Here is a 14,281-nt window from a genome sequence, read left to right as displayed (position 1 = left end):
GAACGCCAAAGTACGCCATCCGATACGGACGCCTGGTCACACGGTGCCCCAACCCAACATCGGTGTCTGATCGAAGCCACGACGGCCGTACTCAGCATCAGCCCGTGTCCACTCGAGACACACGGCCCCCCAAAACAAATCCGCACAACCTCGACATGCCGCCACTGTGAGTCCCTACCCTGAACAACCTCGGCATGCCGCCACTGTGAGTCCCTGCCCTGAACAACCTCGGCATGCCACCACTGTGAGTCCCTGCCCTGAACAACCTCGGCATGCCACCACTGTGAGTCCCTGCCGGGGGCGTGGGCGCCGTGCCGGCCCGTAGAGCTCGCCGAACCTGCCTTGTCAGGCGGGGGGCAGTCGGCTGGGCATGTTTGAGCGAAGCGAGTTTGCCCAGCCGCCCCGCCTGACAAGGCAGGTGAAGGGAAGTCTGGCCGCGCAGGCGGCCAGACCGAGGGATAGGGCCGGCGCGGCGCCCACGCCCCCGGCAGGGACGCCTAATGAGCCCATCCCTGTGTCAGCAACCGAACACCGCACCTAACGCCTAGCAGAAGGGCACCAGGCCAAACCTATTTCCCACCAGAAACCTCGATAAACGACCCCGTCGTATACCCCGCCTCATCGGAAAAAAGCCACATCACCGCCCCCGCGACCTCCTCAACGGTACCGCCCCGCTGCAACGGAATCGCACTGGCCAATCGATCCACCCGCCCAGGCTCCCCGCCACTGGCGTGCATCTCGGTATAAATCGTTCCTGGCCGAACCGCATTCACACGAATCCCATCGGCCGCCACCTCTTTAGACAGACCGATCGTCAACGTATCGAGCGCCCCTTTCGACGCTGCGTAATCGATATATTCGCCGGGCGATCCCAAACGAGACGCCACCGAAGACACATTCACGATAGCGCCGCCCCGTCCACCATGACGCGGACTCATGCGCCGCACCGCCTCGCGGCAACACACCACCGCGCCGACAACGTTTGTCATCAGAATGCGCGTCACACGGGCAGCATCCAGGTCCTCGAGCCGACATTGCGTCTCGAGTATGCCGGCGTTGTTGACCAGAGCATCCACCCTGCCCAACTCCCGGTCCACGGTTTGAAACAACCGCACAACCTGCGCCTCGTCGGCAACGTCCGCGCCGACGGCAATGGCTCGCCCGCCATCGGCCTGAATTTCTCGCACCACCGCATCCGCATCCTCGCGGCGATGACGATAATTCACGCAAACGGCATAACCCCGGCGGGCAGCCAGGCGCGCCACCGCGGCGCCTATACCCCGGCCGCCGCCGGTGACCAGCATGATTTTTTCAGATTGAGACACGTGTCGCTCCATCAAATGGGGCGACGGTTTCTCATGAGTCTTGGCGCCCCGCTACGAAACGGTACACCAACGCAGCCAGAATCGCGCCCACAATCGGCGCCACCCAGAACAGCCACAACTGCTCCACCGCCCATCCCCCGACAAACAACGCCGGTCCCGTAGAGCGCGCCGGGTTCACCGACGTATTTGTCACAGGAATACTGATCAAATGAATCAGCGTCAGAGCCAGGCCAATCGGTATCGGGGCAAAGCCGGCCGGCGCGCGCTTATCAGTGGCCCCCAGGATCACGAATAGAAAACCGAACGTCAGAACGATTTCGCATACCAGCGCAGCCCCCAAGGCATATTTGCCCGGAGAATGGTCGCCATAACCGTTCGCGGCAAAACCGCTTGCCACCAGATCAAAGCCCGGCTTGCCGCTTGCAATGCAATACAGCACGGCAGCCGCCAGTATTGCTCCGATCACTTGCACCACCACGTAAGGCAGAATTTCGCGCGTCGGGAACCGCCCGCCTACCGCGAGCCCCACTGTGACGGCCGGGTTGAAATGCCCGCCCGAAATATGGCCCACCGCATACGCCATAGTCAGCACCGTCAGCCCGAATGCCAGGGCAACCCCGGCAAAACCAATGCCCAATTCAGGAAAACCTGCAGCCAATACCGCGCTGCCGCAACCGCCTAACACCAACCAAAAAGTACCGATCAACTCGGCCATGCAACGTTTGGATAATGATGACATGATGGGTTTCTCCAAGGGATGGAGCTTGTGATCGTACCCCTATTTAATGGCAGCGTATCGTCAAGTTTTGCAAAAACAACAAGCCCAGCGATTACCATGGCGTTTTTCACTCGCGCGATCTGCCATGCAAGAAACCAATCACCAACTGTCGATGACTATCCTGATGACGCCCGATATGGCGAATTTTGCAGGTAACGTCCACGGCGGCACGATTTTGAAGTACCTGGATCAGGTCGCCTACGCCTGTGCCAGCCGTTATGCGGGCCACTACGTCGTCACCCTGTCCGTCGACCAGGTCATGTTTCGGCAACCGATCCATGTCGGAGAACTGGTCACCTTTCTGGCGTCCGTGAACTACACGGGCCGGACCTCGATGGAAATCGGCATCAAGGTGATCACCGAGGACATCCGCAAACAAATCGTGCGCCACGCCAACAGCTGTTATTTCACGATGGTGGCGGTCGATGATAACGGGCAGCCGACGGCCGTCCCGCCATTGGTTCTACATACCCTGGAACAACGCCAACGCTACGAGGCTGCAAGCGAACGCCGCGCGTTACGCCAAGAAATGGAAAAGCACCACGAAGAAATCAAGCAACGCGTGCAGGACCCAGCACCCGGCTCGGCGGATTGATCAATCCGTTCTGCTTGTTATCGGGCACAGAAAAGCGAGTCGTCATGAGCGTCGAGGCGCTCATGACACAAGCCCGGGCAGGCCGCATCGCATATCGTGTTGCCACGCGAAAAATCCTTTAACAATACCTGACAGCGGGCTGTCACACAGCCAAATCGTTGTGCCAACACAACAAATCGAACGGCAACAGCCCTAGGATTTTCCCTAATATGAGAATTTAATCTCGGGGTTCCGCCGGTGCTACCGAGGCGCCTTGAATGCCATGACGCGCGAGCGCGTCAGCGACGAAACCGCTGGCCTTCATGTCCTCGACAAAGGCGCTGAGCAGCGCTGCCGCCCTGGCATCACGCCCTTTGGGCAAGCCCATCGCCTGGCGAATCACCATGAAACGGCCCGGCAGCAAACGCAGGCCACTCAAACGCTGCGCATCGGATTCCAGCTGCTGGCGTACGCCCGCCGCTACCTCCAGCCCCTGCTCCAGAAAAGTATCGACCACAGCCGGAGAGCTCGGAGCTCGGACGATTTCGGCATGCTTGAGCTCACGCGTCAGGTACAAATCGTATGCGCTGCCCTTACCGACCGCGACGCGGTGCGCGGCTTGATCCACCTCGTCGTTCGATTGCAGCGGCGAGTCGTCCTTGACGAGATAGGCGCCCTCGATCAGCACATAGGGTGCCGTAAACGCGATACCGGCGCCACGTACCGGATCCACCGCAAAAAAGCCGATATCGGCCTCTTCAGCCGTCACAGCGTCGACGGATTTACCGGCCGTATCGAACACCACCAATTCGAGCTCGACGCCGAGACGACGGGCGAATTCGCGCGCCAGATCGATCGATACGCCCGCAGGCTCACCGGCGGCATTGCGTCCGGCCAAGATGGGATTGCCCAGGTTGATCGACGCACGCAGGCGCCCCGCAGGGGTGAAAACAGCACGCAATTCAGGGGTAGTGTCCATCTGATGGTCGTTTTTTCAGCGAGTTGAAGAACCGAACTGGTCCAATAATTTAATCAGCAAGGGCCCGATGCGCCGCAGTTGCTCGAAATGTACGGCGGACAGCGCCTGCAATTTTGCTTCGGCCAAGGCGGTCAACGTCACCCGTACACGCCGGCCATCCTCGGGGTCGACCGAACGTGACACCATGCTCATGCGCACTAATCGGCTGATGAGTTCGACGGTGCTGTGATGCTTTATACAGAGCTTGTCTGCAAGCTCACCAACGGTCAGAGCCTGCGCTTTACTGCCCTTGATAGCCAGCAACGCTTGATGTTGTTGCGGGGATAGTCCCTGTCCGTGCGCTTCGGCTTCACTGAAAACCGTGAAGCAGCGCAAGGCATAACGAAACTCGGCCAAGGTTGCAAAATCCGCCGGTTGCAATTCCTGCGTGTCGATCTTTGCCCCCTGAAAAGTTAGAGGATTCACCAACAGAATTCTAAACTACATCGTGATACGATCCGTTCGACTTGGACTTTGCGTGCTGGCGGTGCGCTTAGTGTCCGGACGCTTGGCAACCCTGATATGGCTCGCGCCGCCGTGCCATATTTTTTTATATGTTTTTTGTCCAAGCTTCATGCGTCCTTAGACATTAGGTCTCCGCCACCCATGCTCGCGCAGTATGGCACGACACAATACGGAGACCTTTTATGCAGCTAAAGAACAAGCAAGATTTCTGGTCGGGGGTGATGTTTACCCTAATCGGCCTGGGATTTGCGTATGGCGCCACACAGTATTCCATGGGGACATCCGCCCGGATGGGCCCCGGTTATTTTCCATTTTGGCTGGGGATATGCCTGGCCATTCTGGGAGCAGTAGTGGCTTTGGGAGCCATGTCCCCCAAGGCAACTGCAACCACGATCGACAAGTTCGATTTCAAGATTCTGTTCATCATCATCGGCTCCGTCGTCTTGTTCGGCGTGCTGCTGCGCCCGCTGGGTCTCTACGTGTCACTGTTCCTGCTAGTCGTAGGCAGCAGTCTGGCCAGCCATGAGTTCAGCTGGCGCGTCGCCTTGCTCAACGCCATCTTCCTTGTTGTGTTCTGCTGGCTGGCGTTCATCAAGGGTCTGGGATTGATTTTCCCGCTATGGCCGTCGTTTCTAGGCATGAACTAATAAGGGGAAGACACAATCATGGAATTGATGGAACACTTGGCGATCGGATTTTCGGTTGCGTTCACACCTGAAAACCTACTGTACGCCCTGCTAGGCTGCATTCTCGGCACATTGGTTGGCGTGCTCCCGGGTCTGGGCCCCGTACCCACGATCGCCATGCTGCTGCCGATCACGTACGTGCTGCCACCAGTCGCTGGCTTGATCATGTTGGCGGGCATTTACTATGGCACGCAATACGGGGGGTCCACCACCGCCATTCTGGTCAACTTGCCGGGCGAAACTTCGGCGGTAGTCACTGTGCTCGACGGCCACCAGATGGCGCGTAACGGGCGGGCGGGCGCGGCATTGTCGCTGGCAGCTATCGGGTCATTCTTTGCTGGCTGCGTGGCAACCCTGCTGATCGCCGCTTTCGCGCCTCCACTGTCCGAAATCGCGTTCAAATTCGGTCCGGCCGAATACTTCTCGTTGATGACCCTGGGCCTGATCGGTGCAGTGGTGCTGGCTTCTGGCTCTCTGCCTAAAGCCATCTGCATGATCTTGTTGGGCCTGCTGCTGGGCATGGTTGGCACCGACGTCAACTCAGGCGTGGCCCGCTATGACTTCGGTATTCCCGAACTGCAAGACGGTATCGACTTTGCCATCGTGGCCATGGGCGTGTTCGGTTTTGCGGAAATTTTGTCCAACCTGGAACAAAAAGAAAACCGCGTCGAGCTCCAAGACAAGATCGGTTCGCTGTACCCCAGCAAAAAAGAATTCCGCGAAGCAGCCCCCGCTATCATCCGTGGTACGGCTCTGGGTTCGATTTTGGGTATTCTGCCTGGTGGCGGCTCCGTACTGTCGGCCTTCGCGTCCTACACCTTGGAAAAGAAAATTTCCAAAGAGCCGGAACGCTTTGGCAAGGGACACCCCGCTGGTCTCGCAGGTCCTGAATCGGCCAACAACGCCGGTGCACAAGCCTCGTTCATCCCGCTGCTGACCTTGGGTATCCCGGGTAATGCCGTGATGGCCCTGATGGTTGGCGCCATGACCATCCACAACATCCAGCCCGGCCCGCAGGTCATGACCAGCCACCCGGAATTGTTCTGGGGTCTGATCGCCTCGATGTGGATCGGTAACCTGATGCTGGTGGTGCTGAACCTGCCGCTGATCGGCGTATGGGTCAAACTGCTGAAAGTCCCCTATCGCATTCTGTTCCCGGCGATTCTCGTGTTTTGCACGATCGGGGTGTATTCGTTGAACTACAACACGTTCGACATTTTCACCACGGCCATCTTCGGGGTGATCGGCTATTTCTGGTCGAAACTGAAGTGCGAAGGCGCCCCGCTGCTGCTGGGCTTGGTGCTGGGCCCCATGATGGAGGAAAACTTCCGTCGTGCCCTGCTGCTATCGCGCGGTGATTTCTTCACCTTTGTCGAACGGCCCTTGTCTGCGTCCTTGTTGGCTGCGGCTGCGATTCTGGTCGTATTGGTGGCACTGCCCTCCATCCGCAAGAAACGTCAGGAAACCTTCGTAGAAGAGGATTGATCTGACATGGGGCATGGGTCCGTTAAGCCGGATCCGTTCCCTACGCACCAATAAAAAAGGCCTGGGATGGTAATCATCCCAGGCCTTTTTGTTGCCTGCCGCCCCCAGAAAAAAACATTCACTTTTGGGAAGGGCAGGCCGACGACGCAAGCATGAGGGCGTTTTCATTGGCGGCTGACGCCGCCTCAACGCCTCAAATCGTTTTTATTGCGGAGCTGCGGGAGCGGGGGCAGCCGGAGCGGGGGTAGCCGGCGCGGCAGGTGCAGCGCCATTAGCCGGGGCCGCTTGCCCTTGATCGCCACGGATCTTGGCTGCGATATCCGATGCCGCCTGGGCCGAAGGCACGCCAAAGGCCAGCACGCCACGGTTCAGCGGCTCGGCAATACGCGGAGCAGCAACGAGCTCACGATCAATGACCAACGCCAGCATGTTGCCGATGTTCTGGCTGCTCACCTCGTTCAATTTACGGGCACCGGCCTCTGTGAAGCGCAGGCCGACGAAATTCTGTCCTTGACGATCAACCAGGGCGGCGGCCTCGCTCAGATCGGCACGCGTCAGCACGGGCTGGCGCTGGATGAACAACGAGCCATCGGGAATCTTGACTTCCGTCAGGCCGGGCGCCGTCGTCGCTTGAGCCACATAGAACTCAACTGCGGAAGCCGTCGCCGGCTGGGCCGGAGTCTGGGGCGTGGTAGTGCCGCTGGCTGCACCTTCAGTCCCTTGCTTCGGCGGAGTTTGGCAGCCGGCCAGTGCGAGCGTGAGGACAGCCAGCGCGGGAGCCAGTTTGCGCATAGTGAGTTGCATGATGGTTATTCCTTTTTCAATGACTGAGGGAGCTGCATGCCGGGTCGCTGACTGCCACCCAGCTTACAAAAAGTGTACAGGGCCGTTGCGTGTCCCGATAGCCCCAACCGTATGCAGATGTAAAGCAGCGAAATACGACCATACAACCACGATACCACCTATACTTCGGTTTCACGCAGGGGTACTCGTCGCCTTTTCCGGGGCGACGTGTTGAGAGAGTCCCTTCGTACCAGTACGGATAATGCCGATGCTGGGAGCGTATTCCGCGTCGCCAGGCCTGTCTCCCAGGGCCGGGTTCGTCCTATCTGGCCCGGAATCCATCCCCAATCGGCTCCAACCTCATTATTGGAGCTTTCCATGAACGCCAATCCCAAGTTCCTCGCCGCTACGGCGCAAGTCGATGCCGCGGCCGTCGCACCGCTGCCCAAATCCCGCAAAGTCTACGAAATCGGCTCCAGGCCAGATATCCGCGTGCCCTTTCGGGAAATTTCGCAGGACGCAACGCCCACCATGTTCGGTGGTGAAAGCAATCCTCCGTTGACGGTGTACGACACCAGCGGCCCCTACACCGATCCCGACATTCACATCGACATCCGCCGCGGCCTGCCCGCGCTGCGCAAAGCCTGGATCGAAGAACGCAACGACACCGAGGTCCTCGGCGGACCCACGAGTGAATACGGCCAGTCACGCCTGACCGACCCCAAACTGACGGCGATGCGTTTTGATCTGCAACGCCCGCCGCGCCGGGCCAAAACGGGCGCGAACGTCTCGCAAATGCATTACGCGCGGCGCGGCATCATCACGCCGGAAATGGAATTCGTCGCCATCCGCGAGAACCTGCGGCGCGAACACTACCTGGAAACGCTGCGCGCCAGCAGCCCCGATGGCGAGAAAATGGCCCGCCGTCTGCTGCGCCAGCATCCTGGGCAATCCTTCGGCGCTGCCATCCCCGCAGTCATTACGCCCGAATTCGTGCGCGAGGAACTGGCCCGCGGCCGCGCCATCATCCCTGCCAACATCAATCACCCCGAAGTCGAACCCATGGCCATCGGGCGAAATTTCCTGGTCAAAATCAACGCCAACATCGGCAATTCCGCGGTCAGTTCGGGCATCGGCGAAGAAGTCGAAAAAATGACCTGGTCCATCCGCTGGGGTGGCGATACGGTCATGGACCTCTCTACCGGCAAACATATCCACGAAACCCGCGAATGGATTATCCGGAATTCACCCGTGCCCATCGGCACCGTGCCGATCTATCAGGCATTGGAAAAAGTCGATGGCAAAGCCGAAGAACTGACCTGGGAGATTTTCCGCGACACCTTGATCGAGCAGGCCGAACAGGGCGTGGACTATTTCACGATACACGCGGGCGTGCGTCTGCCGTTCATTCCCATGACTGCCGACCGCATGACAGGCATCGTGTCACGCGGCGGCTCCATCATGGCAAAGTGGTGTCTCGCGCATCACAAGGAAAGCTTTCTGTACGAACGCTTCGAGGACATCTGCGAGATCATGAAGGCCTATGACGTCAGCTTTTCGCTGGGCGACGGCCTGCGGCCTGGCTCAGGCTACGACGCCAATGACGAGGCCCAATTCGCCGAGCTCAAGACACTGGGCGAGCTGACTCAAGTGGCATGGAAACACGACGTGCAAGTCATGATCGAGGGCCCAGGCCATGTGCCGATGCAGATGATCAAGGAAAACATGGAGTTGCAACTCGAGCATTGTCACGAGGCGCCGTTCTATACCCTGGGGCCGCTGACGACCGACATCGCCCCCGGCTACGATCACATCACCTCAGGCATCGGCGCCGCGTTGATCGGCTGGTATGGCACAGCCATGCTCTGCTACGTCACGCCTAAAGAGCACTTGGGCTTGCCCAACAAGAAAGACGTCAAGGACGGCATCATCACCTACAAGATCGCCGCACATGCAGCGGATCTGGCCAAGGGTCATCCAGGCGCGGCGATTCGTGACAATGCGCTATCGAAGGCGCGGTTCGAGTTCAGGTGGGATGACCAATTCAACCTCGGCCTGGATCCTGATACAGCCAAGGAGTTTCACGACGAGACCTTGCCTAAAGATTCAATGAAAGTCGCACATTTCTGCTCGATGTGCGGGCCGCATTTCTGCAGCATGAAGATCACGCAGGACGTGCGTGATTATGCGGCGTCGCAAGGGGTCAGTGAGAAGGATGCGTTGCAGCAAGGGATGCGGGAGAAGGCGGTGGAGTTTGTACGCAAGGGGGCTGAGATTTATCAGCAGACTTGATCGTTTGATGGCATCGGGCGTCTCTATTTAGACCTCCGTGGCGGGGCGGTAAGCGTGTGGGGGCGCCTCGTGGTCGAGCGAGGAAAACCGAAGGAGCGCAGCGACGAGGTTGACGAAGCGGTGTCGGACGCGAAGGCGTCCGACCGACCACGCGAAGCCCCCACACGCTTACCGCCCCGCCACGACGTCAATAGAACCACACCCTCCAAACAACCACATCCGGCGCTCAACAAAGACGCCCCACAAAACACCGTCAATTCCGCATGACGCACAACCACATTCAGCCTACAGCAACTTCCCAGGATTCAAAATCCCCGCAGGATCAAAAACCCGTTTGATCTCACGCATCAACCGCAGCTCCAACGGATCTTTGCTATGCAGGAAATGATCGCGCTTGAGTTGACCGATGCCGTGTTCAGCACTGATGCTGCCGCCATAGCGATTCACTTCATCCAGCACGATATCTGTCACCGCATCGCCCTGCTGAGCCGCCCACTCACGCGGAGCACCCGCCGGACGCGAGAGGTTGTAGTGCAGATTGCCGTCGCCGAAATGCCCGAAGATAAACGGCCGAATATCCGGATAAGCCGCACGGACACGCTGCTCGGCAGTCTGCATGAACGCCGGAATCTGTTCGATCGGCAACGAAATATCGTGCTTGAGATGGGGCCCATCGGCACGCTGGGCCTCGGAGATTTCTTCGCGTAATTTCCACAGCGCCTGCAATTGCGCCAACGAGGTCGAGACAGCAGCATCCAGACATAACTCGCGTTCCAACGCAGCGCCCATCACGTTTTCCAACAGCGCATTCAGTGCCTCCTCATCGGCCGTGTCAGCCAACTCCATCAACACATAGCCGGGATAACGCTGTGCAAAAGGCTCTTGCACGCCTTGAGCATGCGTCAACACCAAGTCAACACAATCACCCGTGAAAAACTCGTAGGCCTGCAGACGCGGGCCACATTGCTCGTTGACCAGCTCAGCCAATTGCAGGGCCTGTTCAGGAGATTGCACTGCCGCCAGCACCACGGAACGCACACTATTGCGAGGAAACAAGCGTAATGCCACAGCGGTGATCACACCGAGCGTGCCCTCAGCGCCGATCAACAATTGCTTGAGGTCATAACCCGTATTGTCCTTACGCAGCGTACGCAGGCCATGAAAGATCTCGCCTGTCGGCAACACCGCCTCGATACCCAAGACCAGCTCACGCGTCATGCCATAGCGTACGACGTTGACGCCACCTGCGTTGGTCGAGACGTTTCCGCCGATCTGGCAAGAATCCTCTGCGGCCAAGCTGAGAGGCAGCATGCGGTTCACATCCTCGGCAGCACGGCGCAGATTACCCAGAATGCATCCCGCCTCAGCCACCATCGTATTGGCGATCGTATCGATCGAACGCACGGCATTCATGCGATCCAGCGAGAGCACCACATTGGCGGGCGCCTGGTCCGGCGTCGCACCTCCGCACAGACCGGTATTGCCACCGCGCGGCACAACAGGTACGCCGGCCTGTTGGCATAACGCGAGGCATCGCGCGACCTCTTCAGTGGTACGTGGACGTACGACGGCCTGGGCCTGCCCGTTATAAAGGCCACGCCAATCTGACAGCCACGGTGCGATGTCATCGGCTGCGGTCAATACCGTATCGGGGCCCAGGGCTTGAACCAGGCGCTGCGCAAAATCGGAAGTAGTCATAAGTGTTCAGGCAGAAGATGCAGAAATCGAAGAATCGAAAAATGAGCTAGGTTGTCCGCACGGTTTTCGTAATGCGCGCGCCCAGGTCGGCAGGCGTCATTGCAGCCGGCACCAACGCGCCATCAACAGCCGAAAAGTCCAACTGCAAACGCGCGGCGGCGCGCTGCAAATGCCGCACGGCAGTCTGCCGGGCAGCGACGGCGTCGCGGGCCGCAATAGCCTCGTATACGTCGACGTGCTCTTGGTGCACGTCGACAATACGTTCAGATTGATGCTGCAATGTATTGTCGCGTGCCATGCGTACCGCCTCGCGCACTTGCAGATTCAGATACTGCAGCAGTTGCTGGTAATAAGCGTTATGCGTGGCCACCGCAATCGCCGCGTGAAAAGCGATGTCTTGCTCGACAGCCTGTTCGGGATGATGCAGATGGCTTTGCAGATGTTCTAGACAACGGGCCATCTCCGCCAGATCGGCATCCGTGCGACGCATCGCGGCCAAGGCCGCAGCGCCGCCCTCGAGCTCCATACGCAGTTCGTAGACGCTGGCCAGCTCGTCGCGGCGGAGCGATGAACGGCCAGGCACTTGAAAGCCCCGGCTGACTGTGCGCGATATCACCGTACAGCCCGCACCCTGGCGGCTTTCGACCAGCCCCTGAGCGCGCAGCCGCTCGGTCGCCTCGCGAATCACCGCAGCACTGACCCCGTACAGCTGCGCGAGCGCCTTGCCCGTGGGCAACTTGGCCCCTACGGGGTAAACGCCTGCGGCAATGTCGGCCGACAGTTGGCCGGCGACCTGCTCAGTGAGAGTGGTGGATTTGGTCAGCATGTGACCATTGTAGATTATTTATCAGGTTATATGAAAACTTTTAAGCCATTCAGCCCGACACCGAGAATGACTACAAGGAGCCGCCAGGAAAACCGTATCTAGGGACCGCTCAAGCCGCGTTCTGAACATTAGCGTCGCGGTGCCCGCAGACCGCGCATTCAGGATCACGGTGCACGTTGACGCTGCGCCATTGCATGGTACGCACGTCCAACCACAGCAATCGGCCCGACAGGCTCTCGCCGATGCCAGCCAATAGCTTGAGGGCCTCCGCCGCCTGCATGGCGCCTATGATGCCCACGAGCGGGGCGAAAACCCCAGTCGTCGCACAATTCACGGCCTCGACGTCATCGGCCTCGGGAAACAGGCAGTGATAGCACGGCGCATCATCGCGACGCAGATCGTACACGCTGACCTGGCCATCGAAACGGATTGCCGCCCCGGACACCAGCGGTTTGCGATGATGCACACAGGCACGATTGATCGCGTGCCGTGTACTGAAGTTGTCGGTGCAGTCCAGCACCAGATCCACAGCCGCGACGGCCTCATCCAGAGCCAGGCCGTCCAGGCGCTCAACGCGCGCGGTCACATGCGTCTCGGGATTGAAGGCCGCCAGCGTATCGCGGCCCGATTCGGCTTTAGGCCGCCCGACGCTCGCCTCGCCGTGCAGAATCTGGCGCTGCAGATTGCTCAGCTCGACGATATCGTCATCCGCCAGGGTGATGTCGCCTACCCCCGCCGTCGTCAAATACAAGGCCGCGGGAGAGCCGAGCCCGCCCGCGCCCACCACCAGCACTCGAGCCGCCAGGAATTTTTCCTGGCCCTCGATGCCCAGCTCATCTAGCAAGATATGCCGGGCGTAACGCAATAACTGCTGGTCGTTCATTTGTTCTTGGCGGGTTGCACTCCAGACGGCGTGATCGTCAGGCGCTCTGTGTCGCCATTGACGGCAGGTTTGGCGTTGGCCTGTGCCTGTGCGCGGGCCGAGCCTTTTTGTACGGGCTTGCCTGCCAATACATTTTGCGCCTGCTGCAGTTGGAAGTCGTCTTTGCCGCCGAACTCGAATACCTTGCCGACCGGCGTAGACTCGTCCGCGCCCGGCAGAGATTTGATTTCGTCGCTCTGGTTATTCGACAAATGCCGCTGCAGATCGGCCTCGCGCGGCAGGCGGAACAAGTCGCCATCCGCGGTATCGGCCACGACATAATCAGGCTCGATGCCGGTTGCCTGGATGGAGCGCCCTTTGGGCGTGAAATAACGAGAGGTCGTAAGCTTGACGCCCGTGTCCTGGCTGAGCGGCAGAATGATCTGCACCGAGCCCTTGCCGAACGTACGGTTGCCCAGCACCTTGGCGCGCTTGTAGTCTTGCAGCGCGCCCGCCACGATTTCCGACGCCGAGGCCGAACCGACGTTCACCAGCACGACCATCGGCACAGTCTTGACCCAGCCGGGCAGATCCGACAGATAGTTGCCCTCGCCACGCGCATACTCCGCGGGCGTCGCCAGATATTTATGCTTGGAATCCGGCGTACGGCCGTCGGTGGATACCACGAGCACATCGGGCGGCAGGAACGCGGCCGCTACACCAATCGCACTGGTCAGCAGTCCGCCCGGATCGTTACGCAGATCCAGCACCAGGCCCTTGGGCGCGCCTTTTGCGCCCATGTCTTTCAGGTGACGCGCGAGATCGGCGCCGGTTTTTTCCTGGAATTGCGCGATACGGATATAACCCACGCCACCGTCGAGCATCTTGCTGCGCACGCTGCGCACCTTGATGATGTCGCGAATGATCTTCACAACAATAGGCTGCGGATTATCAGCCCGCACCAAAGTCAGCGTGATAGGCGTTTTCGGCGCACCGCGCATGAGCTTGACGGCGTCATTCAAGGTCATGCCTTTGGTGGGCGTATCGTCGATCTTGATGATCAGATCGCCAGCCATCACGCCAGCCCGCGCGGCTGGGGTGTCTTCGATGGGCGAGATGACTTTGACGAAACCGTCTTCTGCGCCGACTTCGATGCCGAGACCACCAAACTCGCCTTGCGTGGTGCTCTGCATTTCTTTAAATGCGTCCGCATCCAGATAGGCGGAATGGGGGTCCAGATTGGACACCATGCCCGAGATGGCGTTATCAATCAGCGTCTTGTCGTCGACCGCCTCGACGTAGTTGTTTTTGATGGCGGCAAACACATTGCTGAGCTGCCGAAGCTCGTCCAGCGGCAGAGGACTGCCTCGCTGCGCCAGTGCTGTCACACCTACGCTGAGCAGAACGCCCGCCACCACACCAGTAGCCATCAAACCTAAACCGCGAAACTTGCGAGTGCCCATGCACACTTCCTGATTTTGAGCCGGAG

Annotated in this window: 13 protein-coding genes; 4 read left to right on the top strand and 9 right to left on the bottom strand. The window is 59.4% G+C overall.

The window, feature by feature from the left end; translation table 11 throughout:
• Positions 1–569: 569 nt before the first annotated feature.
• Together ACYVIT_RS01210 and aqpZ are read right to left on the bottom strand one after the other, a co-directional pair.
• Positions 570–1,337 (bottom strand): SDR family oxidoreductase, encoded by a 768-nt coding sequence (locus ACYVIT_RS01210; RefSeq protein WP_460478144.1) that lies wholly within the window; start codon positions 1,335–1,337, stop codon positions 570–572.
• Between the two features lie 19 nt (positions 1,338–1,356).
• Positions 1,357–2,064 carry an aquaporin Z gene (gene aqpZ / locus ACYVIT_RS01205; protein ID WP_415808109.1) on the bottom strand — a complete coding sequence of 236 codons (708 nt, stop codon included), beginning with the start codon at positions 2,062–2,064 and terminating at the stop codon, positions 1,357–1,359.
• Between the two features lie 124 nt (positions 2,065–2,188).
• On the opposite strand from aqpZ, the gene ACYVIT_RS01200 reads away from it, so the two are divergent.
• Positions 2,189–2,698, top strand: a complete 510-nt coding sequence (locus ACYVIT_RS01200; protein ID WP_415808110.1) for an acyl-CoA thioesterase — start codon at positions 2,189–2,191, stop codon at positions 2,696–2,698.
• 217 nt (positions 2,699–2,915) lie between these two features.
• On the opposite strand, the gene ACYVIT_RS01195 is transcribed toward ACYVIT_RS01200, so the two are convergent.
• Together ACYVIT_RS01195 and ACYVIT_RS01190 are read right to left on the bottom strand one after the other, a co-directional pair.
• The gene (locus ACYVIT_RS01195; RefSeq protein WP_415808111.1) at positions 2,916–3,656 is read right to left on the bottom strand and encodes an ABC transporter substrate-binding protein; all 741 of its coding nucleotides are present in this window, start codon (positions 3,654–3,656) and stop codon (positions 2,916–2,918) included.
• Between the two features lie 15 nt (positions 3,657–3,671).
• Positions 3,672–4,121, bottom strand: coding sequence for a MarR family winged helix-turn-helix transcriptional regulator (locus ACYVIT_RS01190; RefSeq protein WP_415808112.1), 450 nt, complete (start codon positions 4,119–4,121; stop codon positions 3,672–3,674).
• A 221-nt stretch (positions 4,122–4,342) separates the two neighbouring features.
• Here ACYVIT_RS01190 and ACYVIT_RS01185 point away from each other — a divergent pair, with 221 nt between their 5' ends.
• Positions 4,343–4,807, top strand: coding sequence for a tripartite tricarboxylate transporter TctB family protein (locus ACYVIT_RS01185; protein WP_415808113.1), 465 nt, complete (start codon positions 4,343–4,345; stop codon positions 4,805–4,807).
• A gap of 18 nt (positions 4,808–4,825) precedes the next feature.
• Complete coding sequence (locus ACYVIT_RS01180; RefSeq protein ID WP_415808114.1) at positions 4,826–6,331, top strand: tripartite tricarboxylate transporter permease; 1,506 nt, start codon at positions 4,826–4,828, stop codon at positions 6,329–6,331.
• Positions 6,332–6,535: 204 nt separating this feature from the next.
• On the opposite strand, the gene ACYVIT_RS01175 is transcribed toward ACYVIT_RS01180, so the two are convergent.
• Positions 6,536–7,135 carry a SecDF P1 head subdomain-containing protein gene (locus tag ACYVIT_RS01175; RefSeq protein ID WP_415808115.1) on the bottom strand — a complete coding sequence of 200 codons (600 nt, stop codon included), beginning with the start codon at positions 7,133–7,135 and terminating at the stop codon, positions 6,536–6,538.
• Between the two features lie 357 nt (positions 7,136–7,492).
• Between ACYVIT_RS01175 and thiC the strand changes: the two genes are divergently transcribed.
• On the top strand, positions 7,493–9,406 hold the full coding sequence (thiC, locus tag ACYVIT_RS01170; protein WP_415808116.1) for a phosphomethylpyrimidine synthase ThiC: 1,914 nt from the start codon (positions 7,493–7,495) through the stop codon (positions 9,404–9,406).
• A gap of 285 nt (positions 9,407–9,691) precedes the next feature.
• On the opposite strand, the gene ACYVIT_RS01165 is transcribed toward thiC, so the two are convergent.
• The 4 genes from ACYVIT_RS01165 to ACYVIT_RS01150 all read right to left on the bottom strand — a co-directional run bounded on the left by ACYVIT_RS01165 (position 9,692) and on the right by ACYVIT_RS01150 (position 14,255).
• Positions 9,692–11,104, bottom strand: a complete 1,413-nt coding sequence (locus ACYVIT_RS01165; protein WP_415808117.1) for an FAD-binding oxidoreductase — start codon at positions 11,102–11,104, stop codon at positions 9,692–9,694.
• Positions 11,105–11,150: 46 nt separating this feature from the next.
• Positions 11,151–11,930, bottom strand: a complete 780-nt coding sequence (locus ACYVIT_RS01160; protein ID WP_415808118.1) for a FadR/GntR family transcriptional regulator — start codon at positions 11,928–11,930, stop codon at positions 11,151–11,153.
• 109 nt (positions 11,931–12,039) lie between these two features.
• Positions 12,040–12,813: a HesA/MoeB/ThiF family protein gene (locus ACYVIT_RS01155; protein ID WP_415808119.1), complete on the bottom strand. Its 774-nt coding sequence runs from the start codon at positions 12,811–12,813 to the stop codon at positions 12,040–12,042.
• The gene (locus ACYVIT_RS01150; RefSeq protein ID WP_415808120.1) at positions 12,810–14,255 is read right to left on the bottom strand and encodes a S41 family peptidase; all 1,446 of its coding nucleotides are present in this window, start codon (positions 14,253–14,255) and stop codon (positions 12,810–12,812) included. The genes ACYVIT_RS01155 and ACYVIT_RS01150 overlap by 4 nt, the downstream gene beginning before the upstream one ends.
• Positions 14,256–14,281 lie beyond the last annotated feature (26 nt).

It is taken from the genome of Bordetella muralis (assembly GCF_054781015.1).
The sequence above is the reverse complement of the archived record's forward strand: the minus strand, read 5'-3'. Positions and strand labels throughout refer to the sequence as shown.

Excerpts from the sequence above, each read along its gene's own strand:
- ACYVIT_RS01210 (WP_460478144.1), bottom strand. The coding sequence starts at position 1,337 with ATGGAGCGACACGTGTCTCAATCTGAAAAAATCATGCTGGTCACCGGC.
- aqpZ (WP_415808109.1), bottom strand. The coding sequence starts at position 2,064 with ATGTCATCATTATCCAAACGTTGCATGGCCGAGTTGATCGGTACTTTT.
- ACYVIT_RS01200 (WP_415808110.1), top strand. The coding sequence starts at position 2,189 with ATGCAAGAAACCAATCACCAACTGTCGATGACTATCCTGATGACGCCC.
- ACYVIT_RS01195 (WP_415808111.1), bottom strand. The coding sequence starts at position 3,656 with ATGGACACTACCCCTGAATTGCGTGCTGTTTTCACCCCTGCGGGGCGC.
- ACYVIT_RS01185 (WP_415808113.1), top strand. The coding sequence starts at position 4,343 with ATGCAGCTAAAGAACAAGCAAGATTTCTGGTCGGGGGTGATGTTTACC.
- ACYVIT_RS01180 (WP_415808114.1), top strand. The coding sequence starts at position 4,826 with ATGGAATTGATGGAACACTTGGCGATCGGATTTTCGGTTGCGTTCACA.
- ACYVIT_RS01175 (WP_415808115.1), bottom strand. The coding sequence starts at position 7,135 with ATGCAACTCACTATGCGCAAACTGGCTCCCGCGCTGGCTGTCCTCACG.
- thiC (WP_415808116.1), top strand. The coding sequence starts at position 7,493 with ATGAACGCCAATCCCAAGTTCCTCGCCGCTACGGCGCAAGTCGATGCC.
- ACYVIT_RS01165 (WP_415808117.1), bottom strand. The coding sequence starts at position 11,104 with ATGACTACTTCCGATTTTGCGCAGCGCCTGGTTCAAGCCCTGGGCCCC.
- ACYVIT_RS01160 (WP_415808118.1), bottom strand. The coding sequence starts at position 11,930 with ATGCTGACCAAATCCACCACTCTCACTGAGCAGGTCGCCGGCCAACTG.
- ACYVIT_RS01155 (WP_415808119.1), bottom strand. The coding sequence starts at position 12,813 with ATGAACGACCAGCAGTTATTGCGTTACGCCCGGCATATCTTGCTAGAT.
- ACYVIT_RS01150 (WP_415808120.1), bottom strand. The coding sequence starts at position 14,255 with ATGGGCACTCGCAAGTTTCGCGGTTTAGGTTTGATGGCTACTGGTGTG.